The sequence below is a fragment of the Subtercola boreus genome (genome assembly GCF_003399645.1).
Classification (GTDB): domain Bacteria; phylum Actinomycetota; class Actinomycetes; order Actinomycetales; family Microbacteriaceae; genus Subtercola; species Subtercola boreus_A.
On the sequence record NZ_NBXD01000030.1, the window covers coordinates 276,781 to 303,160 of the forward strand.

General features: G+C 68.3%; 33 protein-coding genes. 8 read left to right on the forward strand and 25 right to left on the reverse strand.

Going from position 1 to position 26,380, the window contains the following annotated elements:
- Window positions 1–26 precede the first annotated feature (26 nt).
- From B7R24_RS15980 to B7R24_RS16005, 6 genes are all read right to left on the reverse strand, one after another.
- The gene (locus B7R24_RS15980) at window positions 27–836 is read right to left on the reverse strand and encodes a formate/nitrite transporter family protein (RefSeq protein WP_116419939.1); all 810 of its coding nucleotides are present in this window, start codon (window positions 834–836) and stop codon (window positions 27–29) included.
- Complete coding sequence (locus B7R24_RS15985) at window positions 833–1,519, reverse strand: HAD family hydrolase (RefSeq protein ID WP_116419940.1); 687 nt, start codon at window positions 1,517–1,519, stop codon at window positions 833–835. Before B7R24_RS15985 ends, B7R24_RS15980 begins: the two co-directional genes overlap by 4 nt.
- Before the next feature lie 79 nt (window positions 1,520–1,598).
- Complete coding sequence (locus B7R24_RS15990; protein WP_116419941.1) at window positions 1,599–2,072, reverse strand: hypothetical protein; 474 nt, start codon at window positions 2,070–2,072, stop codon at window positions 1,599–1,601.
- On the reverse strand, window positions 2,072–2,413 hold the full coding sequence (locus B7R24_RS15995) for a DUF7882 family protein (RefSeq protein WP_116419942.1): 342 nt from the start codon (window positions 2,411–2,413) through the stop codon (window positions 2,072–2,074). The genes B7R24_RS15990 and B7R24_RS15995 overlap by 1 nt, the downstream gene beginning before the upstream one ends.
- A 90-nt stretch (window positions 2,414–2,503) precedes the next feature.
- Window positions 2,504–4,171, reverse strand: coding sequence for an APC family permease (locus tag B7R24_RS16000; protein WP_116420028.1), 1,668 nt, complete (start codon window positions 4,169–4,171; stop codon window positions 2,504–2,506).
- Between the two features lie 134 nt (window positions 4,172–4,305).
- The gene (locus B7R24_RS16005; RefSeq protein ID WP_116419943.1) at window positions 4,306–5,397 is read right to left on the reverse strand and encodes an ABC transporter permease; all 1,092 of its coding nucleotides are present in this window, start codon (window positions 5,395–5,397) and stop codon (window positions 4,306–4,308) included.
- Between the two features lie 94 nt (window positions 5,398–5,491).
- On the opposite strand from B7R24_RS16005, the gene B7R24_RS16010 reads away from it, so the two are divergent.
- A complete protein-coding gene (locus B7R24_RS16010) occupies window positions 5,492–6,085 on the forward strand; it encodes a TetR/AcrR family transcriptional regulator (RefSeq protein ID WP_116419944.1) in 594 nt (197 codons plus the stop codon).
- Between the two features lie 66 nt (window positions 6,086–6,151).
- Here the strand turns inward: B7R24_RS16010 and B7R24_RS16015 are convergent, their stop codons facing one another.
- Entirely contained in the window at window positions 6,152–6,325 is a 174-nt protein-coding gene (locus tag B7R24_RS16015) for a hypothetical protein (RefSeq protein ID WP_172582872.1), read from the reverse strand.
- Window positions 6,322–6,549 carry a hypothetical protein gene (locus tag B7R24_RS16020; protein WP_147304072.1) on the reverse strand — a complete coding sequence of 76 codons (228 nt, stop codon included), beginning with the start codon at window positions 6,547–6,549 and terminating at the stop codon, window positions 6,322–6,324. The genes B7R24_RS16015 and B7R24_RS16020 overlap by 4 nt, the downstream gene beginning before the upstream one ends.
- A 275-nt stretch (window positions 6,550–6,824) precedes the next feature.
- On the opposite strand from B7R24_RS16020, the gene B7R24_RS18335 reads away from it, so the two are divergent.
- The gene (locus B7R24_RS18335; protein ID WP_301182494.1) at window positions 6,825–8,048 is read left to right on the forward strand and encodes a Fic family protein; all 1,224 of its coding nucleotides are present in this window, start codon (window positions 6,825–6,827) and stop codon (window positions 8,046–8,048) included.
- A gap of 75 nt (window positions 8,049–8,123) precedes the next feature.
- Here B7R24_RS18335 and B7R24_RS16030 read toward each other — a convergent pair whose 3' ends face one another.
- Entirely contained in the window at window positions 8,124–9,608 is a 1,485-nt protein-coding gene (locus B7R24_RS16030) for an MFS transporter (protein ID WP_116419947.1), read from the reverse strand.
- 123 nt (window positions 9,609–9,731) lie between these two features.
- On the opposite strand from B7R24_RS16030, the gene B7R24_RS16035 reads away from it, so the two are divergent.
- Both B7R24_RS16035 and B7R24_RS16040 read left to right on the forward strand, forming a co-directional pair.
- The gene (locus B7R24_RS16035) at window positions 9,732–10,391 is read left to right on the forward strand and encodes a TetR/AcrR family transcriptional regulator (protein WP_172582873.1); all 660 of its coding nucleotides are present in this window, start codon (window positions 9,732–9,734) and stop codon (window positions 10,389–10,391) included.
- Window positions 10,392–10,435: 44 nt separating this feature from the next.
- Window positions 10,436–11,668, forward strand: coding sequence for a multidrug effflux MFS transporter (locus tag B7R24_RS16040; protein ID WP_116420031.1), 1,233 nt, complete (start codon window positions 10,436–10,438; stop codon window positions 11,666–11,668).
- Window positions 11,669–11,750: 82 nt separating this feature from the next.
- Here the strand turns inward: B7R24_RS16040 and B7R24_RS16045 are convergent, their stop codons facing one another.
- Window positions 11,751–12,290, reverse strand: a complete 540-nt coding sequence (locus tag B7R24_RS16045) for a HEAT repeat domain-containing protein (protein ID WP_116419948.1) — start codon at window positions 12,288–12,290, stop codon at window positions 11,751–11,753.
- Between the two features lie 119 nt (window positions 12,291–12,409).
- Between B7R24_RS16045 and B7R24_RS16050 the strand changes: the two genes are divergently transcribed.
- Window positions 12,410–12,970: an antibiotic biosynthesis monooxygenase gene (locus B7R24_RS16050; protein ID WP_116419949.1), complete on the forward strand. Its 561-nt coding sequence runs from the start codon at window positions 12,410–12,412 to the stop codon at window positions 12,968–12,970.
- Here B7R24_RS16050 and B7R24_RS17375 read toward each other — a convergent pair.
- From B7R24_RS17375 to B7R24_RS16070, 5 genes are all read right to left on the reverse strand, one after another.
- On the reverse strand, window positions 12,930–13,196 hold the full coding sequence (locus tag B7R24_RS17375) for a hypothetical protein (protein WP_147304073.1): 267 nt from the start codon (window positions 13,194–13,196) through the stop codon (window positions 12,930–12,932). The two genes, B7R24_RS16050 and B7R24_RS17375, sit on opposite strands and share 41 nt — an antisense overlap.
- A gap of 34 nt (window positions 13,197–13,230) precedes the next feature.
- Window positions 13,231–13,539: a hypothetical protein gene (locus B7R24_RS16055; protein ID WP_116419950.1), complete on the reverse strand. Its 309-nt coding sequence runs from the start codon at window positions 13,537–13,539 to the stop codon at window positions 13,231–13,233.
- 115 nt (window positions 13,540–13,654) lie between these two features.
- Window positions 13,655–14,530 (reverse strand): phytanoyl-CoA dioxygenase family protein, encoded by an 876-nt coding sequence (locus tag B7R24_RS16060; RefSeq protein WP_116419951.1) that lies wholly within the window; start codon window positions 14,528–14,530, stop codon window positions 13,655–13,657.
- Window positions 14,531–14,611: 81 nt separating this feature from the next.
- On the reverse strand, window positions 14,612–15,247 hold the full coding sequence (locus tag B7R24_RS16065) for a CoA transferase subunit B (protein ID WP_116419952.1): 636 nt from the start codon (window positions 15,245–15,247) through the stop codon (window positions 14,612–14,614).
- Window positions 15,248–15,263: 16 nt separating this feature from the next.
- On the reverse strand, window positions 15,264–15,965 hold the full coding sequence (locus tag B7R24_RS16070; RefSeq protein WP_116419953.1) for a CoA transferase subunit A: 702 nt from the start codon (window positions 15,963–15,965) through the stop codon (window positions 15,264–15,266).
- Window positions 15,966–16,130: 165 nt separating this feature from the next.
- Here B7R24_RS16070 and B7R24_RS16075 point away from each other — a divergent pair, with 165 nt between their 5' ends.
- Entirely contained in the window at window positions 16,131–16,901 is a 771-nt protein-coding gene (locus tag B7R24_RS16075) for an IclR family transcriptional regulator (RefSeq protein WP_116419954.1), read from the forward strand.
- Window positions 16,902–16,934: 33 nt separating this feature from the next.
- On the opposite strand, the gene B7R24_RS16080 is transcribed toward B7R24_RS16075, so the two are convergent.
- From B7R24_RS16080 to B7R24_RS16110, 7 genes are all read right to left on the reverse strand, one after another.
- Window positions 16,935–17,615: an ABC transporter ATP-binding protein gene (locus tag B7R24_RS16080; RefSeq protein ID WP_116419955.1), complete on the reverse strand. Its 681-nt coding sequence runs from the start codon at window positions 17,613–17,615 to the stop codon at window positions 16,935–16,937.
- 44 nt (window positions 17,616–17,659) lie between these two features.
- Window positions 17,660–19,135, reverse strand: coding sequence for an ABC transporter permease (locus B7R24_RS16085; protein ID WP_116419956.1), 1,476 nt, complete (start codon window positions 19,133–19,135; stop codon window positions 17,660–17,662).
- Window positions 19,136–19,222: 87 nt separating this feature from the next.
- Window positions 19,223–20,263 carry an enoyl-CoA hydratase/isomerase family protein gene (locus B7R24_RS16090; protein WP_116419957.1) on the reverse strand — a complete coding sequence of 347 codons (1,041 nt, stop codon included), beginning with the start codon at window positions 20,261–20,263 and terminating at the stop codon, window positions 19,223–19,225.
- A gap of 115 nt (window positions 20,264–20,378) precedes the next feature.
- The gene (locus B7R24_RS16095) at window positions 20,379–20,687 is read right to left on the reverse strand and encodes a CHY zinc finger protein (protein ID WP_116419958.1); all 309 of its coding nucleotides are present in this window, start codon (window positions 20,685–20,687) and stop codon (window positions 20,379–20,381) included.
- Complete coding sequence (locus B7R24_RS16100; protein ID WP_116419959.1) at window positions 20,687–21,283, reverse strand: energy-coupling factor transporter transmembrane component T family protein; 597 nt, start codon at window positions 21,281–21,283, stop codon at window positions 20,687–20,689. Before B7R24_RS16100 ends, B7R24_RS16095 begins: the two co-directional genes overlap by 1 nt.
- Window positions 21,277–21,966, reverse strand: coding sequence for an energy-coupling factor ABC transporter ATP-binding protein (locus tag B7R24_RS16105; protein WP_116419960.1), 690 nt, complete (start codon window positions 21,964–21,966; stop codon window positions 21,277–21,279). Before B7R24_RS16105 ends, B7R24_RS16100 begins: the two co-directional genes overlap by 7 nt.
- Window positions 21,963–22,577 carry a biotin transporter BioY gene (locus B7R24_RS16110; RefSeq protein WP_116419961.1) on the reverse strand — a complete coding sequence of 205 codons (615 nt, stop codon included), beginning with the start codon at window positions 22,575–22,577 and terminating at the stop codon, window positions 21,963–21,965. Before B7R24_RS16110 ends, B7R24_RS16105 begins: the two co-directional genes overlap by 4 nt.
- A gap of 51 nt (window positions 22,578–22,628) precedes the next feature.
- On the opposite strand from B7R24_RS16110, the gene B7R24_RS16115 reads away from it, so the two are divergent.
- Entirely contained in the window at window positions 22,629–23,285 is a 657-nt protein-coding gene (locus B7R24_RS16115) for a TetR family transcriptional regulator (RefSeq protein WP_116419962.1), read from the forward strand.
- 55 nt (window positions 23,286–23,340) lie between these two features.
- Entirely contained in the window at window positions 23,341–23,736 is a 396-nt protein-coding gene (locus B7R24_RS16120; protein WP_116419963.1) for a DoxX family protein, read from the forward strand.
- Between the two features lie 46 nt (window positions 23,737–23,782).
- Here B7R24_RS16120 and B7R24_RS16125 read toward each other — a convergent pair whose 3' ends face one another.
- From B7R24_RS16125 to B7R24_RS16135, 3 genes are all read right to left on the reverse strand, one after another.
- The gene (locus tag B7R24_RS16125) at window positions 23,783–24,574 is read right to left on the reverse strand and encodes an SDR family NAD(P)-dependent oxidoreductase (RefSeq protein ID WP_116419964.1); all 792 of its coding nucleotides are present in this window, start codon (window positions 24,572–24,574) and stop codon (window positions 23,783–23,785) included.
- Between the two features lie 38 nt (window positions 24,575–24,612).
- The gene (locus tag B7R24_RS16130; protein ID WP_116419965.1) at window positions 24,613–25,596 is read right to left on the reverse strand and encodes a 3,4-dioxygenase subunit beta; all 984 of its coding nucleotides are present in this window, start codon (window positions 25,594–25,596) and stop codon (window positions 24,613–24,615) included.
- A gap of 88 nt (window positions 25,597–25,684) precedes the next feature.
- On the reverse strand, window positions 25,685–26,356 hold the full coding sequence (locus B7R24_RS16135) for a GntR family transcriptional regulator (protein ID WP_116419966.1): 672 nt from the start codon (window positions 26,354–26,356) through the stop codon (window positions 25,685–25,687).
- Window positions 26,357–26,380: the final 24 nt, after the last annotated feature.

The following is a 26,380-nucleotide window of genomic DNA, read 5'->3' on the forward strand; positions in this document are numbered from 1 at the left end:
CGCCACGAACGTCGATCTGAAGACCGTCAGTCCGCGGCCCGACGCTTGCCCTCGAAGAGTTCCTTCGTACGCAACAGACGCAGCGCGGTGACCAGCACGAGTCCGCCGAGCATGTTGAAGAGCAGGGTGTAGCCGAACCAGCCCAACCAGTCGAGGTAGGTGATGGATGCGCCCGACTGGATCGCCCCAAAGATGAGAAGCGAATCCAGAATCGAGTGGAACAGCGAGAGGCCGGCGAGGAGGAACCCGCCGATGACTGTCGCGACGATCTTCGCCGGGTCGGAGGTCGTGCCCTGCTGCATGCGGGTCATCAGCGTGATGGTGCTGCCACCGATCACCGCGAGCACGATGCTCTGCAGCCCGAACGGCGCGTCGGTGTAGTGCTGTGCCGCTTCTGCGAGCGTGTCATGCCACTGGGGGAACGCCTGAACCACAAGCCACATGAAGATCCAGCCGCCCAGGAGGTTGGTGAGCAGAGTTCCGCCCCAGAGCCGCGCCAGGTGCCCCACGTTGCCCTCACGGGCGACGACCGCGGCGACCGGCATGAGCAAGTTCTCGGTGAACAGCTCGCTGTGGGCAAGGAAGAGGGCCACGAGACCCACACTGAACGCGAGGCCCGCGAGTAGGTGATCACCGGTCTGGTTGAGCACCGCCAGGTAGGCCATCACCCCGAGCCCGACCTCGAGCCCGCCGAAGAATCCGGTGATCAGGATGGCCCGCCAGGTGCGGTGCAGACGCTCCGCACCCTCGCTGATGGTGTTGTCGAAGGATTCGGCGAGCTCGTCTTCGACCGGTTTGTCGTGTTCGCCGATCTCGCGGCGGCGTTCCTCGCTCACGAGCCCTGGCGCGCGATGGGGCTGTCGTCGAGCTCGCGCAGGAGCGCTGCGATGTCTTCGTAGACCGCGGCCGCGCCGGCCTCGAGCAGTTCCTCGCGACTGAAGCCTCCGCTCAGAACACCGATGCTCTGCACGCCGGCACGCTTGGCCGCCTCGACATCCCAGACGGAGTCGCCCACCATGACGGCCTGATCGGCGCTCACACCGGCCTTCTCCAGAGCGCTCTGGATGATGTCGGGATCGGGTTTGGCCGTGCCGACGTCTTCTGACGACGTGACGGCCTGCACCGAATCATCCACCTCGAGAACGCCCAGCAGAATCTTCAGCTCCTCCTCGGGCGCCGAGGTGGCGAGCACCACGCTGTGGCCTCGGCGGGCCAGCTCGGCCAGCAGCTCGGTGCTGTCGCTGATCGGGCGGAGGCGATCCGTCGACGAGAGGTACCTGCTGCTGTGCAGCTTCTTCGCGTCTTCGCCGAGGGACGAGGCATCCGTTCCCAGCAGACGTTCGAGCAGCTTGCCCGAGTCCATTCCGATGGAACGGTGGATGCGCCATAGGTCGACGGGATGCCCGATCTCGACGAAAGCGCGATCCCACGCGTCGATGTGCAGGTAGTTCGAGTCGACCAGGGTGCCATCGATGTCGAAGAGGACTGCCCGGCTACCGGGTTTGGTGTCGTTGGTCATGCTCCCAGCAAACCGGATCGACGAGAAACCGGTGAGGGATCGCCAAACCCGCCCGAATGTGCATTCGGGCGGGCGACGCTCAGGAGACCAGGTCCTGGCGCAGGCACTCGATGAGGTTGAACGTCTCGGTCTCGCGGTGCGGCCAGTCGGAGCTGCCCAGGGGCAGCGTCTTGTCGAAACCGGGATAGGAGACGCTGATCGTCAGGTCTTCGTCATCGGAGACCGCGACTCCGAAGCCGGTCAGCGACCGGCGGGCGAGGGCGACGACGTTCAGCTGCAGCTCGGGAGCCTGCGGGTCGGAGGAGAAAGCCGCGTAGGCGATGATCTCGTCGGTGAGCACGACCACGTCGACGAGGGAGGTGTCTTCACCCTTCGTCACCGCATAGGTGGAACTGAAGTACCGGATCTCGCTGTCGCCGACCACGAGAACCAGCGCCGACAGCAGCCGGCGGTACCAGACCGGTTCGTCGTAGCTCATGGCCACAGACCAGGTGGTCTCGGCCTTGAACCGTTCGTCCATTCGACGGGTGAGGTCGATCTGTTCGGTGATCATCAGGCGGGAGCGGGGGCGACCAGGCCCCGGTTGGCCGCCTCGGCGTCGACCTCGGAGATGAGTTCGAGACCTGCCGAGCTGTTGGCACGCTTCATCAGAGCATCGACCCACGTGCGGTTCAGCGGGATCTTCTTCGAACCGAAGAAGTTGAATTCGACGTAGGTGGAGGGGTGGATCCAGAGCGTGTTGTGACCGCTGCCGAAGTCGGCGGAGCGATCCCAGCTGAACGCGAAGGCTTCGCCACGGCGCAGTTTGGCGAGCATGACGACCTGCAGGTGAGCGAGGTCGCGATCGTCGATAGCGATGACTTTGGCTGCCGGGCCGTAGGTGAGATTTCCCATAGGAGGACCCCTGAAGGTGGTGATGGACTCGGGCCAACAAAGTCTACCGGATGTAGAGGTCGATCCAGGAGTCACTCTGGCTCGCGGGTTTCAGGCGGTGTGCACGACGGGTGCGCCGCCCGTCTCCTCCTCCTGCTCGATGTCCTCCTCCACCTGGGCCTCGACATCATCGCTCGACATGCGCCTGCTCACCGCGAAGTAGAAGATCGCGACCGCGAAGGCTGCGACGATCAGCGTGTCCCAGTCAGCCGGCAACACGTTCAGCTGGGTCGTACCGAAGTCGCCGAGGTAGCCGAGGATGCACATGCCGATCAACCACGGCCAGATCCAGAGCGCGGACTGCCACCTCGCCTTAGCGAGGTTCACGTTCCTCGCTTTCACCAGGGCTGCGATGACGAAGAGGATCTGCCCCACCAGAACGGCCGCAGACAACCGCCAGGTCGCGTCGAACCCACCCCAGTAGATGATCAGGTTGGCGAAGACGAAGCCGAGCGGAAGCAGGAACATCGGCGCGGGAACCGTGTACGGGTGCTCCCGCTTGAGGTCGGCCAGGCGGAGCGCCGCGAGTGAGATCGGGGCGAAGGCATACATGATGGCGGTCGCCCCCGTGATGTAGCCGACGAGCTGCAGCCATCCTGAACCGGGCACCAACAGCGCAGCGATGCCGAGCAGACTCGCCAGGCCGATCGACCAGATGGGTACGCCGCGGGCCGAGATGCGCGTGAGACCGTTCGGCAGACCGAGGGCGTACGAGATGCGCGCCGTCGTGCCGACGTAGATCAGGCCGGTGCCGCCGGGCGAGACGACGGCATCGATGATCAGGATGGCGGCGAGCCAGCCCGCTCCGGCCGCCAGCGCCAGCGTGTAGTACGGCCCGTAGTCGCCCTCGCCGATGGGGTTCTCCCAGCCGTTCTTGAGCAGGGTCGCCGGGTCGAGCGAACCGACGAACGCCACCTCGAGCAGCAGGTACAGCAGCGCCCCGATCGCCATGGCCAGGATGATCGCCCGCGCGACATCCTTCTTGGGGTTCTTGGCCTCCCCAGCCATCTGCGACGCCTGCTCGAAGCCCTGCAGGGCGAAAACCACACCGGCCGGCAGCGCGGCAAAGATGCCGTGGAACCCGAACGGCGCGAAGCCACCGTTGGCGGTGAAGTTCTCGGGGTGGAAGCTGAGCGAGATGAGTACGACGATCGTGAGCAGCGGTACGAGGGTCTTCCAGATGACGATTCCCGTGTTGCTGTCGCTCAACCATCGTGCGCCACCGAGGTTCACGAACGTGAACAGCAGCATAGCGAGAATGCCGACCACGATGCCCTGACCGGTGAGGGTGCCATCGGTGTTGATCAGCGGAAAGTCGGTGCTGATGCTGCCCACCGAGTTGACATAGCTGAGCGATGCCTCGACCTCGAGCGGCGCGATGAAGACGGCCTGCAGATACGTCACCCACCCGGCGGTGAAGCCGGCGAACCCGCCGAAGGCGTAGTGCGGGTACCGGGCCGTTCCCCCGGCAACCGGGTAGGCGCCGCCTAGGTCGGCGTGGATCAGCGCCAGAACGATCAGCATGATGGCCGCCAGCACCCAGGAGATGAGCGCCGACCCGCCCGCGAATTTCGCGGCCGTCAGCGCGCCGAGCAACCAGCCGGAGCCGATGATGGAGCCGAGCGAGACGAAGGTGAGACCCCAGAATCCGACCGTACGTTTCAGCGCGGGCGCGGAACCCGTCGAAGATGTGGAACCCGTTCTCGCTGAAGCAGTCATCGAAACCATCCCCTTGCGCCATGATCGGTTCGCTCTGCCGCCAGAGCGGCTTGAACCCATTAGGGCGTTTTTCGGGTCACTTCAACAGAGCTGAAACACGATCGTCACATGTGAAACCACACAGAAATCGCAGGTCAGCCCGCCACGGCGTGACGCGCGTGCGCCGGCGCGGCGTCTGGCAGAGGGCGAGGCTGTGCGGCGACCTCGTTCACGAAGTCGACCTTCACACCCTCACGGAAGTGCCCGATGAGCGCGAGAGCGAGCCCGAGCACGGCCCAGCCGGCGAGCACCAGCCACGGGAACAGTACCGAGGCCGAAGGGAAGTAGGAGAGGTCGCGAAGCAGCGTGGCACCCGCTCCCGGCGGGAACCACTGTCCGATCGCCCCCCACGGCGCCGGGAGGAACTCGAGCGGCTGGGTCGCCGCCGAGAGGGGATTGGCGATGAGCAGGAACAGCACCGGCCCGACGGCGATCCCGGCGCGGCCGACGAGCGACGAGACCCCGACGATCGTGGCGCTGACAGCGAGCAGGGTGAGCGCGATGGCACCGGAGTTCGCGAGGTAGTCGCCCTGCAGCGCTCCGAACCAGCCCTGCAGGATGCCGCCCAGAGCCAGTCCGCCCACCACCACATAGACCGAGATGGCGACAACCCGGCGCCACGCACCGACGATGAGAGTCGATGCGAGGATTCCCCCGAGCATCCCGCCCAGCGTCAGTGGGAATGCCGCCGCGGTCAGCCCGACACCGCGGGGGTCGGATGCGGCGAGCGGCACCACATCGGTGACGGCGACGGTCACGGCCTGGCCTGCGGGCGCCCCAGCAGCGGCGAGGGCTGCCGTCAGCTGTGCCTGCAGTCTCGGGGCGAGCCCGGTCAGCAGTTGGCTCACGATGGGACTCGCTGCCGACGAGGTGAGAACCTCGGGGTCCGCGCCCAACACGATCGCTCCATAGGCCTCGCGATGCTCGATCCGGCTGACCGCCTCCGCCCGGTCGCTCGCTTCGGCGAAAGCGAAGGTGTCGGGTGCGGCCGCGGTGAGCGCGGACTCGACCTGGGTCACAGCGGCGGCGGGCCCGGCGATCGAGAGCGGCACACCCCTCACCGACGAGGTGACGGTCGGCCACGAGAACGCCAGCACGACGATCGACACGAGAACGGCCAGCACCAGTCCGACGCCGACGATGCGCTTCCACGGAGTGGGCGGTGGGGTGAGGCGGTCGATGCTCATGATTACCTTTCAAAACAGAACGTTCTTTCTTTAATTATCGAACTGCCCACCTCGGCCGTCAAGAACGAATATTCTGTTTGTGAGGTGAGACGTCATGCCCAAGGTGACACAGCAGTACCGCGACGCGCGTCGCGAAGAGATCACGGCCGCCGCCCTGCGCTGCTTCGCCAGTAAGGGATTCAGGGGCACATCGATGTCCGACATCATCGCCGAGTCCGGCCTCTCGGCCGGGGCGATCTACGGGCACTTCGAGAGCAAACACGACATCATCATGGCCGTCGCCTCGCACGTGATCGGCAACCGGATGGATGATCTGCGTGAGCTGGCCGCCACGCATCCGGTGCCCGCCCCCGGCGTGGTCGTGGCGCGCGTGATGAGAGGTATCGCAGGCGATGTGGCGCATCCGGCCCTGCTGTTGCAGGTGTGGGGGCAGGCGACCATCGAAGCGGGCGTGAAAGAGCTGCTTCTCTCGGTCTTCGCCGAACTCCGGCAGGCCTACCTGGCCTACTTCACGGCCTGGGCTACCGAGCAGGAGGGCTTGGATGCCGCGGGAGCCCGCGCCTGGGCCGCACGCCTCATTCCCGTGGCGATCGGCCTCGCCCAGGGCTACATCGTGCAGTCGGCCCTCTTCGACGAGTTCGACCAAGACGCCTACATGGCCTCGATTCGCGAGCTCCTCCCGGGCTGACCCCGTCGTCGTTCGCCGACGCCAGCTCGACGCCTCGAGGATGGCTCGATGCCTGCGACCGTGAGGTCAGGGCGCGATGGCGAGGCGGGCGCGCACGAAGCCGAGGAGCAGCTCGCGGACGGTCTGCACAGAATACGGGGAGGCGCGGCTGTAACACTGCACAGCGAGACCGTCGACCATGGCCGCGGTCTCCACGGCGAAACCGGCCGGATCGGCGCAGACGAGGGCGCCCTGCTTCACACCCCGCTCGCCGACCAGAAGTCGAACCAGATGAGCCAGTGCCTGCGGGTGTCGGAGTCGTCGCGGAACAGGCCGCCGAGTAACTGCACGAGCGCGGCCGCGGCGTCGCTGGACTCCCCCGCGCTTCGCTGGAGGGCGGTGAACTCGAGGGCCGCGTCGACGAACTCACCCGGCACCAGCTCCTCGGCGACATCCATTCCGTTGCGGTGCTCCCTCGCGCGCACCAGCGTCGCCCAGGGTGGCTCGCTGCTGTACGTGGTGCTCGCGTTCTCGCTTCTGCTCGGCTGATGGCTGTTCGGCGAGGTGCCGACCGTCGCGGGCTGCTTCGCCGATCACGACGCCACCCTCGCGGCCGCCGAACGTTTCGCGGCCGACCTGGTCGGCCCATTCCGCGCCCTCGCCGCGCTCGCCACCTAAGGCGGAATAAGGCCGCCACTATTCCGACTTACGCGCATAAGTCGGAATAAGATGGGCACTATTCCGACTTATGGAGGTCACCGTGCCCGAAGAGCAGATCGACGACCTCTCTGACTGGCCCGCGCACGGCGCCGAGACCGTGCCATGGCAGAACCGCAGCGGTCGCGGGCCACGTGAAGACCGAGTGCTGCGAGAGGTCACCCCGAGCATTCCACCATTCATCGCCGATCGCACCTTCCGCGCCTCGGCGGAGATCCAGTCCAGGCAGGAGGCCGCCAGCCTGGCGCTCGCCGGCCTCGAGGCCGACGCGGGGCCGGGCAGCGTGGCAGTCTCCACATTCCTTCTGCGCACCGAGTCGATCGCCTCGTCGAAGATCGAGCAGGTCGAGGCGTCTGTCGAAGACTTCGCACGGGCAATTGCGGGCATCCGGTCCAACGAGAGCGCAACGTCGATGGTCGCTGCATCGAGCGGCTACACCCGGGTGATCGACGACGCAGGCCGAACGGGGGCGATCAGCCTGGAATCGCTGCTCGCTGCACACCGAACGCTTATGGCAGACGATCCGATGGAAGCGTCGTACGCAGGCAGAGTCAGGGACATGCAGAATTGGATCGGCGGGAACGACTTCTCCCCGATCGGCGCTGTGCACATTTCGCCCGACCCGCACAGGGTGGGCGCGCTGATCGAAGACCTGCTGGTCTTCGTGAACCGAGACGACGTTCCGGTACTCAGCCAGGCCGCGGTCGCGCATGCGCAGTTTGAATCCATCCACCCCTTCACCGACGGCAACGGCCGGATCGGCAGGGCGCTGATCGGCGCGATACTGCGACGGCGCGGATTCACGAGAAACACGACGCCTCCGATCGCGGCAGCGCTGGCGGCCGATATTGACGCCTACTTCGACACGCTCACCCGCTACCGCGCGGGCGACCCGGAACCGATCGTCCGCAGTCTTGCGGTAGCGACGCGGGTCTCGAGCGAGGAGGCGGCTGAGAGCGTGCGTGCGATCAGGGCGCTTCCCCGGGAATGGGCCGAAGCGGTCGATGCCCGGGCCAACAGCGCGACCGCGCTTCTGCTCGGGCTTCTGCTCGAGCATCCGGTGATCAGCGCCGAGGAGGCCGAAGACCTCACCGGCGCGTCGACCTCCAGCATCTACACCGCCCTCGACCGACTCGAGACGGCGGGCATTCTGCGTCAGATCACCAAGCGGCAGCGGAACCGAGTCTGGGCGGTGGCAGCCATCCTCGACGAACTCTCGGCGCTCGACATGCGCGTTGCCCGCCGCGTGCGCGACCGCGACCGCTGAGGGAAGCGATCGCGAACCCGGGTTCGAGGCCGGCAGTCGACGCCAGCGGGCAGGAGCGTCAGCGGGCAGGCGACGTCAGCGGGCGGGAGCGTCAGCCGGGAAGTCGTCGACGCCGAGGGCGAGCGCCTGGGCGCGGCGCTGCCGCATCGACGGGGCGAGCAGGGCCCCCACGATTGCGAGCACAGCGACACCGGCGCACGCCCAGAAGCCGATGGTGAACGCGTCGTCGAGGGGCAGCCCCTGCGCAGAGCTGTGCGACGAGATCAGTGCCGCGATGACGGCGGTGCCCACGCTGCTGCCGATGGTGCGCGCGATGGTGTTGACGCTGATCGCCTCGCCGGTCTGCGTGGCCGGCACGCTCTCGATGATCGCGTTCGAGGTCGAGGCGAGAGCGAGGCCGATACCCGCACCGGTCAGGATGCCCGACACGACGACCTGCCAGAGCTGGCTGTGGTCGATCGCCGGCAGAATGAACGCCGCCGTCACGAAGACCGCACCGAGCAGCATGGGCGGCTTGGGCCCGGTCTTTCGCACCAGGATGCCTGCGACCGGCCCGGCAACGATCATCATCAGCACGGTGGGCAGCAGGAACAGCCCGGCCGACGACACCGACTCCCCGAAGCCGTAACCTGTCGCGGTCGGCAGCTGCAGCAGCGTCGGCACCAGCACGAACGTGCCGAACATCGCGAAACCGAAGACCAGGGCGACGACGTGCGCCGTCCACACGCCGCGGATCTTCATGAGTCGCATGTCGATCAACGGCTCCTTCACGCGCAGCTCGACGACGACGAACACCACGAGTGCCACCGCTCCGAGGGCCAGGAGGCCGAGCGTCTTGCCGTCTCCCCAGCCCCAGTTCTCACCCTCACTGATCGCGAGCAGCAGAGAGACGAGCGACACGCTCAGGATGCCGGCCCCGACCAGATCGAGTCGCCCCGGCTTCTTCACGGGAGACTCGGGCATCCCGAAGATGACACCGACGAGGGCGATCACGATGAGGATCGCGGGCAGCCAGAACAGCCAGTGCCACGACAGGTTCTCGACGATCGGCCCGGCCGCGACAATGCCCACGCCGGCCCCGATGCCGAAGATCGCCGAGAGCAGCCCGATGGTGACACCGACCTTGTCACGCGGCAGCTCGTCGCGCACGACGCCGATCGAGAGGGGCAGAATCGCCCCGGCCGCTCCCTGCAGCGCCCGACCCGCGATCAGCACGCCGAGGTTCGGGGCGAGTGCCGCCAGCAGGGTTCCGACGAGCAGCAGCGAGAGCACCACGATCAGGATGCGGCGTTTGCCGACCATGTCACCGAGCCGCCCGAAGATGGGTGTCAGCACCGCCGCCGAGAGCAGGTAGGCCGTGAGGATCCATGAGGCGTCACTGGTCGACACGCTGAGGTCGCGGCCGATCGTGGCGAGCGCCGGCGCGACGAGCGACTGCAGCACGGCGAACGACAACCCACCCAGCGACAGGTAGATGACGATGAGGGTGGTGTTCGGCCTCCGGCGACCCGCAGCCGTCGGAACGGAGCCGGTGCGCGGCTCCTGGATCGTGTTCGACATCATTCTCCCGTTGTGTAAACAATTGCTGACTTGAGGTGAGTCTACCGATCTGGCACCGCAAGTCAATAACTGTTTACATCCGGCGCCGGCGCCGGTAGCCTCGAACTGCGAAGGAGCAGAACCATGAACACGCCCCCACCCCCCACAATCACCCCGGCGGCAGACGCGGCGTTCTCACCCGCCCGCCCGCGCGACGCCGACACCACCCGCCAGGCGCTGCTCGCTGCGGCCCGGCGGCGCTTCGCTCTCGACGGCTACGCCGCCACGACAGTGCGGGTGATCGCCGCCGACGCCGGGGTGAACGTCGCCCTGATCAACCGCTACTTCAGCTCCAAGGAAGGGTTGTTCGAGGCGTGCCTCGCGCACGTCGGCAGGGAGCTCGACCGGCAGGACGCCGAGCCGTCGAGCCTCACGCAGATCATCGAGACGATCATCCACCAGGTCGCCGACTCCCCCAGTGGCGAACAGTCGCTGCAACTGCTGATGCTTCTGCGGTCGTCGGGCGACGAGCGAGCCGACCTCATCAGGCGGAACACCCTGCAGAGGTTCGCTGAGCGCATGGCGGCAACGTCCGGATGGCCAGCAGGGCGATCGGGCGACGACCGGGTACTGCGGGCCCAGCTCGCCATTTCGGCGGCAATGGGTATGGTGTTGTTGAGGTCATCGACAGGCCTGGAACCACTCACCTCGGCAACCGTCGACGACCTGGCCGGGCCCCTGGGCGAGGTGCTGGGAGTGCTGCTCGGTGTGCCGCCCGGAACGGCAGTCCCACCCCGGGCCTGACGGCGGCGGGCACCCCCTTTTTCGCACCACGATCGGAGCCCTCCATCACCAGCGCCACCATCCACCGAGGCGACGCCCTCTCCCGGCGGGAGCGTCTCGGCTACGTCCTCATCCTCGGTGCCCTCACCGCGCTCGGCCCGTTCACGATCGATCTCTACCTGCCCGCCTTTCCGGTTCTCGAGACCGACCTCGATGTGCCGGCCACACTCATCCAGCTCACCCTCACGGGCACGACCCTCGGCTTCGCGCTCGGCCAACTGCTGGTCGGTCCGTGGAGCGACCGGGTGGGACGACGGATGCCCATCATCGCCGCCTCGTCGCTGCATGTTCTGGCGTGCGTGGGGGCCGCCCTGGCACCGGACATCTGGAGTCTCGGCGCGTTCCGCGTGCTGCAGGGCGTCGGAGCCGCGGCCGGAGTCGTCGTCGCGATGGCCATGGTGCGCGACCTGTTCGGCGGGCGTCCGCTCGTCGTGATGCTCTCCCGCCTCGCGCTGGTGTCGGGGCTGGCACCGATCCTGGCCCCGGTGATCGGGTCGCAGCTCCTGCTCGTCACGAACTGGCGGGGAATCTTCTGGTTTCTCGCGGCCTACGGCGCGATCGTCGTCGCGGTGGCCTCGGTCTTCATCGTCGAGACCCTGCCGAAGGAGGCGCGGCATGACCCCGGCCATTCGACCACCGGCCAGCGCTATCGGGCCGTGCTGACCGACCCCGTCTTCGTGGGGGTCGCGCTCATCGGCGGCATGACGTTCTCGGGCCTGTTCTCCTACCTCTCGGCGAGCTCGTTCCTGTTCCAACAGGTCCACGGGTTCGACGCCCAGCAGTTCGGCCTGTTCTTCGCGATCAACTCCCTCGGCATCGTCGGGGGAACGCAGCTGACGGCGCGTCTCACGAAGTTCATCGCGCCGCAGTGGATCATCGCCTTCTCGACGTCGGCGCTCTTCGTCTGCGCCCTGCTGATCGTGGCATTCGACCGTGTCGGGTTCGGGCTCTGGGGCACGCTCGTTCCGCTCTGGTTCTTCATCTTCTGCTGCGGATTGACACTGCCGTGCGTTCAGGTGCTCGCCCTCAATGCGCACGGCCACGAGGCGGGCACCGCAGCGTCCCTCCTGGGAGCCGCCAACTTCGGCCTGGCCGGTCTCATCTCACCCCTCGTCGGGCTGATGGGCATCGGCAGCGCCACCCCGATGGCGGTCGTGATGGCCGGCACCGCCCTGGCGGGCATCCTGTCGCTGTGGTTCATCGTGCGACCCGCCCGCGTGCCGGCCCTCGCCGCCTGACGCCGAGCCTGACCCGACCATTTTGCGCAAAGGCACCGAAACCTACAGTTTCAGGTGCCTTTGCGCAAAACGGGCCGCGGAGCTACTCCTCTAGGCGTGAGAGAAGGGCCCGGTGGGACTGCTGTGCGGCGCGGCGCACCTCTTTGTCGCGGTCGCGCAGCATGCCCTCGAGGGTGTCGGCGCTGGCGGCATCCCCGACCTCGGCCAGCGCCCTGGCTGCGGCGGCGCGCACGCGGGCGTGCTCGTCGGTGGTCAGCCGGGCGAAGTGCTGGGGCGTACCGAGGGCGCGCAGGGCGCAGACCTTCGCACACATCTCCCGCACCCGCCACGACTGGTTGGTGAGTCCCATAACGACAGCCGGTGCAGCCGAATCGTCCCACACGTAGAGCAGGGCGCGCGCACCCCACAGTTCGGGCCAGTACAGCGCCGGGGCTCCGTTCAGGATGCCCTCGGCGTGCGGACCTCCGACGACGCGCAGAAACTCCTCGCCCTCGTAGGCGCCCTCGAGCAGCGCGCGGGCCCGCCGGGCGGTGCCGGCAGTGCCGTCGCGCTCGGCAGAGGCGTCGAGCCGTGCTTCGAGGGAATCGGTCGTGGATGTCTGTGGTGCGTTCTGGTCTGCCATGGGTGCACCAAGGGTACTGCCGATCCACCTGCGGCGCTCGGCGATTGTTGCGCCGGGTGGCGCTCAGCGGGTGCCCGGCCCAGGCTGTGGCGAGCCGGCTCCCGGGGCAGACTGGGAGCATGATCGAAACCGAGCCCATCACCGTCGCCGTGACCCGCACCGTCTCACCCGAACGGGCCCGCGAAGCAGCCGCCTGGGCGCGCTCGGGCCAGGACCTGATCAGCGTCTTTCCGGGCTACCTGGGTTCGGGCTGGATTCGCCCCGACCCCTCCTCGCCCGACTGGCACATGCTCTTCCGCTTCGCCGACACCGCGAGCCTCGACGTCTGGGAGGGATCACCCGAGCGCGCCTGGTGGGTCTCCACCGGGCAGGGCCTCGTCGAACACGGCGACCAGGAGCGTCGCTCCGGCATCGAGGGATGGTTCGACGTGCCTTCGTCGGTGGAGGTGGTCACCTCGGCACCCCGAACACCACCGCGGTGGAAACAGATGATCTCGATCTTCATTGTGTTCTACCCGCTGAGCGTGCTCGCCAACTATCTTGTCGCGCCCCTCCTCGGCGACTGGCCCGTGTGGGCACGCGTGCTCGTCACGGTGCTGCTGCTGACGCCCATCATGACCTACCTCGCCCTGCCGTTCGTCACCCGGGCGCTCCGGCCCTGGCTGCTGCGGGATCGGTAACCCCGTCGGAGGTGATCACGAGTTGCAGCGCGCAGTCGAACGTCGGCGCGTACACGGGGGTGGGTGTCGCCCCCACGCAGAGCGCCTCGTGCATCCCGTGGTGCGTATGGATGAACCCGATGAGCTCGCATGCTCCAAAAGGCGACTCTGCTCTTCTGATCATCCATTTGCCGGCGTCGAGGTGAACGACCTCCACACCCGGCGCCAACAAACCCTCACTGGTCATAGCTGTCCCCGGCCAGATCCCCCCGCGAGCTCCGCTAGGAGAGTTCGCTGAGCGCGGTGAGCGCTCCGTTCCAGCTGTAGCCGTCGATCGCGTCGGCGAAGTTCGCGCCGCTGTCGCCGCGGCCGAGCTGCTCACCACTCTGCTCGTCGAACAGTGCCACGAGATGACCGCGGTCGGGTGAGCCGGCGGTCTCCGTGAACTCGACTCGCACATCACGCCCGCCGAGTTTGCCGAACACAGTGCTCTTCTCGTCGCCCTCGTTCGCCTTCACGGTGACGAGCGGGCCGCCGCCGTGCGACGCGAGTGCCTCGTTGATGTTGCTGGTGAGCGATGAGATGTTCATGGTTCCTCGGTTCTGTCGGTCGAGCTCTCACCCTAATCGCGACCGCGGTGCCCCCGTCGGCCGTTGCGGCAGCTCGCGCTCTGCGCTAGCGCCCCGCGCCGCCTGCCCCGCGCCCCTACGCCTCCCCCATCATGAGGCCCTCGATCGAGTGCTTCTGGGTGATCGGCACCAGCACGTCGACCACCGGGCAGGCGAGGTGGTCGCGCACGCGCTGCGGCAGGCTGTCGTAGAACCCGCGGGTCACCGCCATGTCGTGGTGTTCGGCGTTGCCCGCACCGGGTGCATCGACACCGAGCACGAGTACCGGGCGGGACTTCTCGGAGTGATTCTCGGTGCCGCGGTGGATCGTCAGCGCCGATCGGGCCGACAGGTCTCCCCGCTTCGGGTACTTGCGCACCGCGAGCCCCTCATAGCGCCCGTATGAGTCCTTCGACGGGAACATCTCGTGCTCGAAGCCGGTGGGCAGGTCGAACTGGGTGGACTGCGCGATCTCGAACGGCCCCATGTCTTCGTCGGTGTCGACCGCTGTCGCATTGAACGCAAGCGACGTCAGCCGGCCGGTCTCACGCGTCACGTCGGGCATCGGGAAGTCGCGGTGCCAGGGCTGGTTCTTCGCGCCGGGTCCGGGAACGTCGAAGCCGAGTTCGATGATCCGGTAGTCGGGCCCGAGGGTCGCCTCACAGACGGATCGCACCCACGGGTGATCGACGAGTTCGAGCCAGCCCCGCATCTGCTCAGGGTGCATCTCGACGTAGTAGCGCTTGGGCCCGCGGCCGACGGCGCCGTTCGGTCGGGAGTGCGCCTCGGCCAGCGCAACCTCGATGTCTTCGCGCAGCTCGTCGGCCCAGGCGGTCGAGAAGGCACCCTTCTTCGCCGTCACGCCATCGGTGTACAGAGCCGTCACCGCCGCCGCGATCTCGTCGTCGACACCTGCCGGAACGGGCAGGGGCACGGGGGCCACGATAGTGTTCACGGGGGATTGGATGGTCATGGTCGACTCCTTCAACGTCGGTGTTGAGCGCAGAGAGGCGCAGGACCAGTGTCTCAATACCCTGTCCGAAAATCTACCTGCTCACATCCCGACCGCGAACGGCGCCCCCGTCTTCGCCTCGAGCTCACCCCTCTCCACGCCCGGGGCGGCCTCCCTCAGAACAAGGCCCTCCGCGGTCACGTCGAAGACCGCCAGGTCGGTGATGATGCGCTGCACCACACCGGCCCCGGTCAGCGGCAGGTCGCAGCGTTCGACGATCTTCGGCGAGCCGTCTTTGGCGGTGTGCTCGGTGATCACGATGACGCGGGGAGTACCGGCCACGAGATCCATCGCCCCGCCCATTCCCTTGACGAGCTTGCCCGGGATGGTCCAGTTCGCGAGGTCGCCGTTCGCCGCGACCTGCAGCGCCCCCAGAATCGCGATCTGCACATGATCGCCGCGAATCATCCCGAATGACGTCGCCGAGTCGAAGAAGCTGCCGCCCTCCACCAGGGTCACGGTCTGCTTGCCGGCGTTCACCAGGTCGGCATCCTCCTCCCCGTCGAACGGGAACGGACCCATGCCGAGCAGCCCGTTCTCGCTCTGGAGCGTCACCGTGACCCCTTCGGGCAGGTGGTTGGCGACCATCGTGGGGATGCCGATGCCGAGGTTGACGTACTCGCCATCGCGCAGTTCCCGGGCGGCGATCGCCGCCATCTCGTCTCGTGACCAGGCCATGTTCTGCTCCTTCTCTTCAGGCGCGCGGGCGCACGGTTCGCTGCTCGATCTCCTTGGCGCGTTCGGTCGCCTGCACGAGTCGCTGCACGAAGATGCCGGGGGTGACGATCGTGTTCGGGTCGAGCGATTCGCCGTCGAGTATCTCCTCCGCCTCTGCGATAGTCACGCGGCCGGCCGTGGCCACATTCGGGTTGAAGTTGCGCGCCGAGTGCCGGTAGACGAGGTTGCCGAAGGAATCGGCCCGATAAGCGTGCACCAGCGCGATGTCGGCGACGATGCCGCGCTCGAGCACATAGGTCTCGCCGTCGAACTCGTGAAGTTCCTTGCCCTCGGCGACCGGCGTTCCCACCCCGGTTCTGGTGTAGAAACCTGCGATACCCGCCCCACCTGCCCGCAACCGCTCGGCGAGCGTGCCCTGCGGCACGAATTCCACCTCGAGTTCCCCGCTCAGGAACTGCTCGGCGAAGAGCCTGTTCTCGCCCACGTACGACGCGAGCACCTTTCGCACCTGGTGGTTCTCGAGCAGCAGTCCGAGCCCCTTACCGTCGACGCCCATGTTGTTCGAGACGATGGTCAGATCGGAGGCACCGCTGTCGCGCACAGCCTCGATCAGATCGAACGGGTTGCCGCTCAACCCGAACCCGCCGACCGCGATGGTAGCTCCGTCGTGAATGACGTCGTGCAGCGCGTCCTCTGCACTGCTCCGGATGCGGCTCATCGGCACACTCCCTCGTGTTCGGCCGGGCTGACCACATCGTGGTGTACCCGTTGTCGTTCCGACGCTAGCTGCCGGTCGTGATCTCGGTCAACGAAGACGCCTACACTGATTGCATCGTGGGCCCCGTGCTCGTGTATATCCACAATATGGACGCGAGGAGACTCCGTGGCAGACGTGCAGGGCGCACAGGTGGTCGGGCGGATCGGCCGCATCATGCGCGCGGTCGGAGAGAACGCGGGGTCGGGCATCCCGACCTCTGAAGTGGCACGCGTCACCGGACTCACCCGGCCCACCACCCACCGTCTGCTCAACTCGCTCGCCGCAGAGGGGTTTCTCGACCACGATAGCCAGACCGCCCGCTGGCACCTCGGGCCCGAGCTGTTCCTGCTGGGGTCGCTCGCCTCGGAGCGCTACGACATCACCGACCTCGCCCGCGAGAGCGTCGAGCTGCTGGCCCGCGAGACCGGCGAGAGCGCCTTTCTCTCGGCCCGGCGCGGCTACGAGACCGTCTGCCTGCTGCGCGAGGAGGGGAGCTTTCCGGTGCGGTCGTTCGTGCTGTACGAGGGGGTGCGGTTTCCGCTCGGCGTCGCCTCGGCGGGAATCGCCATCCTCGCGTTCCTCGGCCCGAAGGAGGTCGACGAGTACCTCGCCCACGGCTCGCAGACCGAACGGTGGGGTGAGCAGCACTCCCCGGCCGCCCTGCGGCGTCGCATCGACGAGACGCGATCGCTCGGCTACGCCGTCAACCCCGGTCTCATCGTCGAAGGCAGCTGGGGCATGGGCGCAGCCGTCTTCGACCGCCACAGCACTCCGACCTGGGCGCTCAGTCTGACCGGCATCGAGTCCCGCTTCAGCCCCAGGCGACGCCCCGAGCTCGGCCGCCTGCTGCTCGAGCAGGCGCACGTCGTGACGAAGCGCCTGCACGACGGGCGCTGATCCAGGTGTCGATGGGTCTCCGGGGGTCGGCGCTCAGCTCACCAGGGCACCCTCCGACACCGCTCCCGCCTTGATGTAGAGCCGACGCTCAGCGCGCCGGGCCACCGCCGAGTCGTGCGTCACGATGATCAGCGTGAGGCCCTTGTCGCGCCAGAAAGTCTCCAGCAGATCCATGATCTCGTCGCGCGTCGCCTCATCGAGGGCGCCGGTCGGTTCGTCGGCCAGGAGAACTTCCGGGTCTTTCACCAGCGCGCGGGCGATGGCGACACGCTGTTGCTGGCCGCCCGAGAGCTCAGCGGGGAGGTGCGTGCCGCGGTCTGCGAGCCCGACGGAGGCCAGGGCATCCTGCGCCCGTCGGCGACGCTCGTCTGCCTTCAGGCCGAGGGGTGCAAGAGCCGTTTCGACATTCTCCTGGGCCGTGAGCGTCGGAATGAGATTGAAGCTCTGAAAGACGAACCCGATCTTTCGGGCGCGCAACTCGGCGAGCCGGTTGTCGGCAAGCGACGAGATCGACGAGTCGCCGAGGGTCACCTCGCCCGAGGTCGGGCGGTCGAGCGCCCCGAGCATCTGCAGCAGGGTCGATTTGCCGCCACCCGTCGGGCCCTGGATGGCAACCATCTGGCCGTCGGGGATGCTCAGGCTGACGGCATTCAGAGCCGTGACCTTTCGCTTGGTGGCGTTGTAGGTCTTCGTTACGGCATTCAGTTCATACATGAGCGGTCTCCTGGCAGGTGTGACGAGGGTGGGAAGGGAGGGAATCAGGCGACGGAGCGCAGCGCTTCGGCCGGGCGCAGTCGCGACGCACGCCAGCCGCCGATGGAGCCGGCGATCAGCCCGCCGAGCACGGCGAGCAGAACGGCGAGACCGATCACGGCCAGGGTCACGGGCGCCTGCAGGGTGACGGTCGTCTCGACGGCCGCACTCGCGGCCGCTCCGAATCCACGGCCGCCGCCCGGGCCGGCGCCCGCTCCGGTGGCCGCCGCGCTGGTCGCAGAGCCGCTCAGGGTCGGGGCGACGAGGTTGACGATCAGCACGCCGACCAGTCCGACGACGATGCCGATCACACCACCGATCAAGCCCTGGATCACCGACTCGCCGGCGACCTGGCCGACGATGCGGCGGTTGCTCCAGCCGATCGCTTTCAGGGTGCCGAACTCACGGGTGCGCCTGGTGACCCCCGAGATGGTGAAGAGCACGGCGATCAGGAACGCCGCAGCGAGCACGATGAGTGACAACCAGGTGCCGAGGTTCGAGACCAGGCTGGAGGCGGTGGAGAGCGAGCCCGACACCGAGGAGGCGAGGTCGGCCTCTGTGGAGACGGTCGCGGTCGGCAGCGCGGTCTTCAGGGTGGCGGCGAGGGAGTCGACGTCGCTCGCCGAGGCGGCGGTGACAAAGATGTTGGTCAGCTTGCCGGCGTTGCCCGAGAGGGTCTGGGCTACGTCGAGGGGAATGTAGACGTTCGACGCGGTCGTGCTGTCGGCACCCGAGGAGGCGACGAGCCCCACGATGGTGAACGTGGTGCCACCGATGTCGATGGTTCCGCCTGTGGCGAGCGAGGCCGAGGTGGCGTAGCTGCTGTCGAGCACGGCGACGTTCGTTCCGGCATCGGTTGCGGTCAGTGAGCGGCCGTCAGAGAGGGTGACCGCCGAGAGCGGTCCTACTGAAACGCTGGCGGGGTCGAGGCCGAGCACGGTGAAACTGTTCACATCGAACGAGCTGCCGCCCGCGCCATCCGCTCCCCCGGTGGGTGGGGTCTGGGAGGTGTCGCTACCGGGTGCGCCGCCGGTTCCGCCTGCGGTGCCGCCGGACTGTGTCGGCAGCTGGCCGCTGAAGGTCGAGTTCGTGAGGGCGAGCGTGCCCGTGGCCGCTGAGACTCCGGATGTCGCGGTCACGGTGTCGAGTTGGGTGGCGTCGAACGCGGTGACGGTGCGGCTCGTCTCGAGACGGGACTGGTTCAGAGTGGTGGTGCCACCGGATGCTGCGCCCGAACCCGATCCGAAGGCGAACTGGCCCGGGGTGGCGCCGGCGGTCGGTGCGGCGGCGGCCTCGCTGATCGAGATGTCGGTACCGACACCGTAGACGGACTGCAGCACGGCGGCCTGCGCACTCTGCACCCCGGCGGAAACCGAATTGACCACGATGACGAGGGCGATGGCAAGCGCCATCCCGATCGAGATGATGATGGTCTGTTTTCGACGGTTGAAAAGTTCCCGTCGTAGATACGTTCCGAACATGCTGCTCCTTCTGGCTGGGCGAGACCGCTCGTGTCGGTCGACTGCCAGAAGCCAAGTGGATGCTGCTATGCCCTTCCCCTCACGAACCTATGGGGCGCTTATGGATGGCTCGAAATACGCCTCGACCCTGCCCTGGTCGACCTCGCTTGCGGAACGGGGCTCCCACTGCGGGTTGCGATCCCTGTCGATCACCTGGGCCCGAACACCCTCTGCGAAGTCGTGGGAGCGCAGTGCGTGCATGGATACCCGCAGCTCCTGCTCCAGCGCCGCGTTCAGGCTGGGGAGCGCGGCGACGCGGTTGAGCGACTCGAGCGTCACGGCGACGGCGATGGGCGACTTCTGCTCGATCGTGTCGGCCACCGCGAGCGCCATCCCGTTGGCCGGGTCTCTTCGAAGTCCCGCGAGGATGCCCGGCACGGAGTGCGCGGCGAACGCCTCGTCGATCCAGCCGCGGGCCGCGTCGAGCTCCGCCGCTGGTGCGGTTGCCGCGTGGGCTGCGATCGCGACATCTGCGTCAGCGGTCTCCAGCGCCAGCAGCAGCCGCGGCAGCCGGTCGCTCGGAACGTAGGTGTCGGCCAGCCCGGCCATGATGGCGTCGGCGGCCCCCACGATCGCCGCGCTGAGGGCGAGGTAGGTGCCGAGCCTGCCCGGCACCCGCGTGAGCAACCAGGTCGCTCCGACATCCGGAATGAAACCGATACCCGTCTCGGGCAGCCCGACCTTCGACCGCTCCGTCACGATGCGGTGCGACCCGTGCGCCGACAGACCGACACCTCCGCCCAGCACGATGCCGTCCATGAACGCGACATAGGGCTTGGGAAATTGCGCGATCGCCGCATTCAGCGCGTACTCGTCACGCCAGAAGGCGAGGGATGCAGCGCCGTCGCCCGAGGTGGCATCGGCGTGGAGCGACACGATGTCTCCCCCCGCACAGAGGCCCCGCTCGCCCCGCCCGAGGAGCACGACCGTCTCGACCCCGGGCTCTTCGGCCCATTCGTCGAGTTGGCGCCGAATGAGGGTGACCATGTCGTGCGTCAACGCATTGATGGCCCTCGGGCGGTCGAGGGCGATCTCGCCGAGGCGGCCGCGGCGATCGAACATCACCTCGGCGGTGGTTTCAGATTCCATGATGGACGGCGCCTTCGGGTCGGCACGGGCGGGCGGGAGCGACCGCTCCCGGTGCCTGCACGATACCAACGCCTCTCGAGCAGGGCGAGCCCACTGCCGCGGGGCGCCGGCGGCGTCAGGCGAAGTAGAGGTGCGAGTGCAGGCGGCAGCCGGGGTTGAAGCCGGCGCCGCAGCGCGGGCACGAGTCCACCCCGAGGTACTCGGAGATGCTCAGCTCGCTGCCGCACACCCCGCAGAGCACCGCGAGCGCGTCGCGCCGGTCGGCCGACCAGACCTCGGCCGCGTGCCCGGCGCTCTCGGCGTGGCAGAGGTGGCAGGGGTAGTACTCCCCGCAGCAGGCGAAACGCAGGGCGATGACGTCGAGCACCGAGTGGTAGTGGATGCAGCGGGTCTGGTCGTCGACGACCGCCCCGAGCACGCGCATCAGGCGACGCCCCGCGCCGTGAGGGCATCGCCGAGATCGTCTGCGTGCTTCAGCGACACGACGAGAAACGGAATGACGAACGAACGGATGCCCGCCCGGGCGCCCCGGGCCCGTTGCGATTCGCGAACCCCCACCGCGATCCGCGCCAGAACGGGTACCGTCGTGATGGCGACCGCGAGCACGAGTGCCACCCGCGCCGGGTCGAGCCCGAAGCGGCGAAAGCCGCCGAGGCCGAGCTCGAACGCGTCGAGCAGGTCGCCGACCCGCGTGGTGAGCACCAGCAGGGCCGCGATGACGATGGCCGCGACGACGCGCACCGTGTTGGCCGTGGCCGACTCGAGGGGCAGGAAGATCACCTGGAAGCCGAAGGTGACGACGATGATCCACCGCACGGCGACGATCTGCCGGCCGAGCTCTGCCAGCCCGATCCGTGGGACGAGGTAGCAGGCGACGGCAACACCGGCCCCGACCGCAGCCGCCAGCCAGGTCGACGGCATCAGCGAGACGGCCAAGACGATCACCAGCAGGGCGAGGGCCTTCGGTCCGGCGGGGGCCCGGTGCAGCCAGCCGGTGCCGGGACGGTAGAGGGTCAGCACGAGAGGCTCGACTCGTACCGCGCGACGATGTCGGCCGGATCGCCGTGGCCGATCATCCGCCCGTCTTCGAAGAGCACCGCCACGTCACAGCGCTGGGCGAGATCGAGATCGTGGGTGACCAGCACCAGGCTGCGATCGGTCGGGGCGAGCAGGTGGTCGGCGATCAAGCGGCTGTTGCGGGCGTCCAGAAAGGCCGTCGGCTCGTCGGCGATCAGCAGCTGCGGGCGCCGGATGACCGCCCCCACCAGCGCGAGGAGCTGCTTCTGGCCACCGGACAGGTCGTGTGCGGCCCGATCGGCGAGCTCGGTCAGACCGAATTCGGCGAGCGCCAGGCGCACCCGCTCGGCGGATTCGGCGCGGGGCAGTCGCTCGCTCCGCAGCGAGAAAGCGGCGTCTTCGGCCACTGTCGGCATGATGATCTGGGCGTCGGGGTTGCTGAAGACGAAACCGACGAGCCGTCGCACCGCCGACGCCTGCCGAACCGGGTCGACCCCGAACACCGACACCGAGCCCCCGGACGGGGCGACCAGGCCGCCGAGAACCCGGGCGAAGGTCGACTTGCCCGATCCGTTGGCCCCGATCACTGCCGTGCGCTGCCGGTCGAGCACCAGCGAGACCGAATCGAGCGCGAGCCGGTCGCCGAGGCGCACCGACACGTCGTCGAAGACGAGGGATGCCGTCACGCACGCACCGAGGGCCGCGCCCGGAGCGCCCTCGGGTAGGCCCTGACGAGGGTCATCGTGACCACCACCGTGATGGCCGCCTTGATGAGGTCGCCCGGCAGGAAGACCGCACTGCCCAGCGCGGTCGGACCGAGCGGGAGTCGCAGCACCAGGGCGGAGACCGGCACGCCGACGGCGTAGACGATCAGGATGCCGCCGACCAGCACCCCGACACTGGTTCGCAGCCAGGTGAGCCGGCGGCCACCGGCGTGCACGATGGCGCCGACGACGAAAGCACCGACCACCCAGCCGAGAAGGTACCCGGCCGTCGGGCCGACGAACACCGCGAGACCGCCGTGGCCGCCCGCGAGAAGCGGCAGCCCGAGGGCGACGAGGGCGAGGAAGACGAGCATCGCGAGTGCGCCGCGCCAGGCGCCGAGCACGGCACCCGCGAGCATGACGCCGAGGGTCTGGGCGGTGATGGGTACGGAGCCGAACACGGCGAAACCACCGGGAAGCCCCAGCACAGCGGTCAGGGCCGCGAAGACGGCGATGCGGGCGATGTCGGTGGCATCGATGCGCGAACGGATGCCCGCGGGGGCTGGGCGGGGCGTCGTCACCTGGTCGGTCATCTTTTCTCCTGAACACTGTTCACCTGAACGGTGTTCACTATAGTGGGGTCCATGACTGCAGCGCGAGAGTCAGTGCCCGGGCCGGCCTCCCCCGCCGACCGCGGCACGCTGGCGCGTGGGGGCCGCCACACGAAGAACGATGTCGCCGAGACGGCCCTGCGAATCCTCGATGAGCACGGGCTGCCCGAACTCACCATGCGGCGGCTCGCGGCGGCGCTCGACGTACAACCGAGCGCCCTCTACTGGCATTTTCCGAACAAACAGACGCTGCTCGCTGAACTCGCCGACCGCATCGGGTCGCGGGGGCGGGCGCTGCCGACGGCACCCGGGAGTGGCTCCGGCGCCGGCGACTGGATGATCGTCACCGCCGCCGAAGCGCAGAGCCTCCGCGATGCGCTGCTCACCTACCGCGATGGCGCCGAAGTCGTCTCGAGCAGCTTCGCCCTCGGGCTGGGCGCCTCGGTGCCGCTGCTCCGCCTCGAGGCGGCGATCGGGCGTGGCGGATTCGACGACGAGACCGTGAGCCGGGCATCCACCGCCCTGCTGCACTTCATCCTCGGGCATGTCTCGCACGAGCAGCAGCGGCTGCAGTACGACAGCCTCGGTGTGGCTGCGGGCCCCGACCCCACGGGCGAGGGTGCGGCTTTCGAGTTCGGTGTGCTGCTGCTCGTCGAGGGGTTGGCGCACCACGCTGCCGCCTACCGCTGAACGGAGAGCACGCACCCCGCGAGAGCGACCGGGTGTAGGTGGGTAACATGGCCGCATGAGCACCCCGAGTACCCCCGCACGCACGATCGGCCGCTTTCTGCTCGGTGGCGCGCTGGTCTTCGCCGGCACCAGCCACCTCACGTTCGCCCGCGACGACTTTCGCGCCCAGGTGCCGGAGTTCGTGCCGCTGAAGACCGACACGACCGTGCTCGCCTCGGGTGTCGCCGAGATCGGACTCGGAGCCGCCCTTCTGCTCGCCCGCCGCCACCGCAGCCTGGTGGGCACCGCAGCGGCGGTCTTCTTCGCAGCCGTCTTTCCCGGCAACATCGCCCAGCTCGTGCACCATCGCGACGCGTTCGGACTCGACACCGACCGCAAGCGGGCGCTGCGCCTGATCGGCCAGCCGGTGCTGATCGCGCTCGCGCTCTGGTCGACGCGTTCCAAGCGCTGACACCACCACCGCCCGACGCCTCGGCCCGGGGACGTCGACGCGAGGGTCAGGAACCCGCCGCGGCACCCTCCGAGGCGATGCGGTCGGCCATGTACTTCGCCCCGGCCGATGATGTGAAGGCGCCGTCGACCGGAATCTCCGCACCCGACATATACGAGGCCGCGTCGGAGAGCAGGAACGCAGCGACAGCCGCGACCTCGTCGGCCTGGCCCAACCGTTCGAGGGGTGTCAGTTCGAGCTGGCTGCGACGCATCGCGGCCGGCGCGCCAGCTGTCATCTCCGTCTCGATGAAGCCGGGGTGGATGATGTTGGCGCGGATGCCACGGGGCCCGTACTCGGTGGCCGCGACGTGGGTGAGCCCCCGCAGCGCCCACTTCGACGTTGTGTAGGCGGCCGGATAGTGGCCCGTGAGCCCAGCCGACGAGCCGACATTCACGATCGACGACCCGTCGCCCATCAGGGGCGCGAGCGCCTGGATGCCCAGCATGGCGCCCGTCACGTTCACGGCCAGAACACGGTCCCAGTCCGAGCGCTCGATTCGCCCGAGGCGAGAACGGTGGGTGATTCCGGCATTATTGAGCAGCCCCTTGAGGGGAACGCCGCCGAGGGTGGCCCTCAGGAACGCGGCCAGGTCGCCCCATCCGCCCTCGTTGGCGACGTCGAGCCGCCGGTACTCCACGCTCGTGTCGCTGAAGTCTGCCGCGGGCTCGGCCGCAACATCCGTCGCCACGACCCGCGCGCCCGCGCCCGCCAGCATCAAGGCCGCCGCAGCGCCCTGACCCCGGGCCGCACCGGTGACGACGATCGTGCGGCCGCTCAGGCCGGGGTACCCGCTCATGCTCCCATCATCCCCGATCCCGCGCCTGCCGGTGAGGGTCAGGAGGCGGGCGCCCCGGTGGGAGGTGTACCGCCCTGGCCGCCGCCGCCGGAGGGCGGGGTGCCGCCACCGCCGTTGCCGCCGGCGGGAGCCGAACCGGCGGTGGGCGTCGTGCTGGTGTCGACCCGCACGGTCAGGGCGACCCGGTAGCCCGCGGTCGCATCCCCGGTCACCGTCGCGACCTGCAGGGAGCCACCGTCGTCGCCGAAGACGTTGTCTGAGTCGAGGCTCACCTGCGCGAGGTTCGCGCTCGAACCCGCGTACGCGGGCAGGGCGTAGACGGTGTCGCAGGCATCCTGCGGCAGGGCGAGCTGGGACGTCGAGATCGCGCTGGTCGAGTCGGTGATGTCGTCGACCGTCGGATACACCTCGAAGTGCACGTGCGGCCAGCGCCCGGTGTAGCACGCCGGAAAGACCGAGGTGTAGGAGACGGTTCCGGTCTGGTCTGCGACCTGCACGCCGCGGAGGTAGGTCTCGTTCTCGATGCCGTCGGAGTACAGCGAGTAGCCGCCGGCCGCGTCGCAGTGCCAGACGTAGACGGCGACGTTCGCGAACGGCCTGCCATTGCCCGCCATGTCGAGCACGGTGAGAGAGAGCGCCATCGGAACCCCGGCCGCGGTTGCACCGCCGCCGATGCTGGAACGGATGTCGCTCCGCACGATGCCCGAACCTGACAGCGCATCGGGACCGTTCGACCCATCGCCCGGGTAGGGGCCCGCCGTCTCGTCGGGGATCTCCCCGGATGACGCGGAGTCGGCGGTCGCCGCCGTCTGGCTGCTCGCCGTGCTGTCGGAAGCGCACGCGGCCAGGGCGAAGGCACCGACGCCGAGACCGAACATGCTCAGCACGGAGCGGCGGTTGATCAGCGTGCGGATGTCGAAGGCGACACCCTGGTCGACGACCTCATCGTCGGCCCGGTCGAGCAGACGGCCCTCGTAGGCCGGCCCGTCGGGGGTCGTATCGGGTTCGGGGATCCTGCTCATCGTGCGCCTCGCTTCGAATTCAACGGTGTGTGTTCTCACATCGTCGACTGCCGAGCACGCAGGATCCTCTGCCTCGCCTATGACCCGCCTATGAAGCGAGGGCGGTGAACGAGGGGAGGCGGTCGCGCTCGATGTGCGCGTAGGCGACCGACTCCGCCACGCGCTCGTTGCCCGAGGCGATGGCGTCCCGGAGGGTGACGTGATCTTCGAACGCGTCGTCGGCATCCAGTTGGGAGGTGAGGTAGAAGAGCCAGAGCATGCGGCCGCTCACCGAACGCATGAGGATCTTCATCAGTTCGTTGTCGGCGAGATCGACGATGGCTTCGTGATACTTCGTGCTGGCCTGGGCGATCTGGTAGGCGTCGCCCTCGTGCACCACGTTCTGCGAAGAGGTGAGGGCATCGTCGAGAAGCTGCAGGGGGGCGCCACGCGAGATCTGCCGGGCGGCGAAGCGTGCAGCGCCCACCTCGAGACAGAGGCGCAGGTCGAACAGGTCGTCGACGGCCTTTCTGTCCCACTGCGCGACGACCGCGCCCCGCCGGGGGAAGGTGCGCACGAACCCATCCATCTCGAGCTGGGGAACGGCCTCGCGAAGGGGCACCCGGGAGACCTGCAGCTCCTCGGCGAGGCGCTGCTCCGCGAGCCGGGACCCCTGCGGATACCGGCCGAGGATGATGCCCTCGCGAATGGCGAGGTAGGCCTGACGCGACAGGGAGTCGGGCCGCCCGGTCTCGGCCCGAGCATCCGTCTGAAGGGTCATGTCGACTCTCTCTGGTCATGGTTT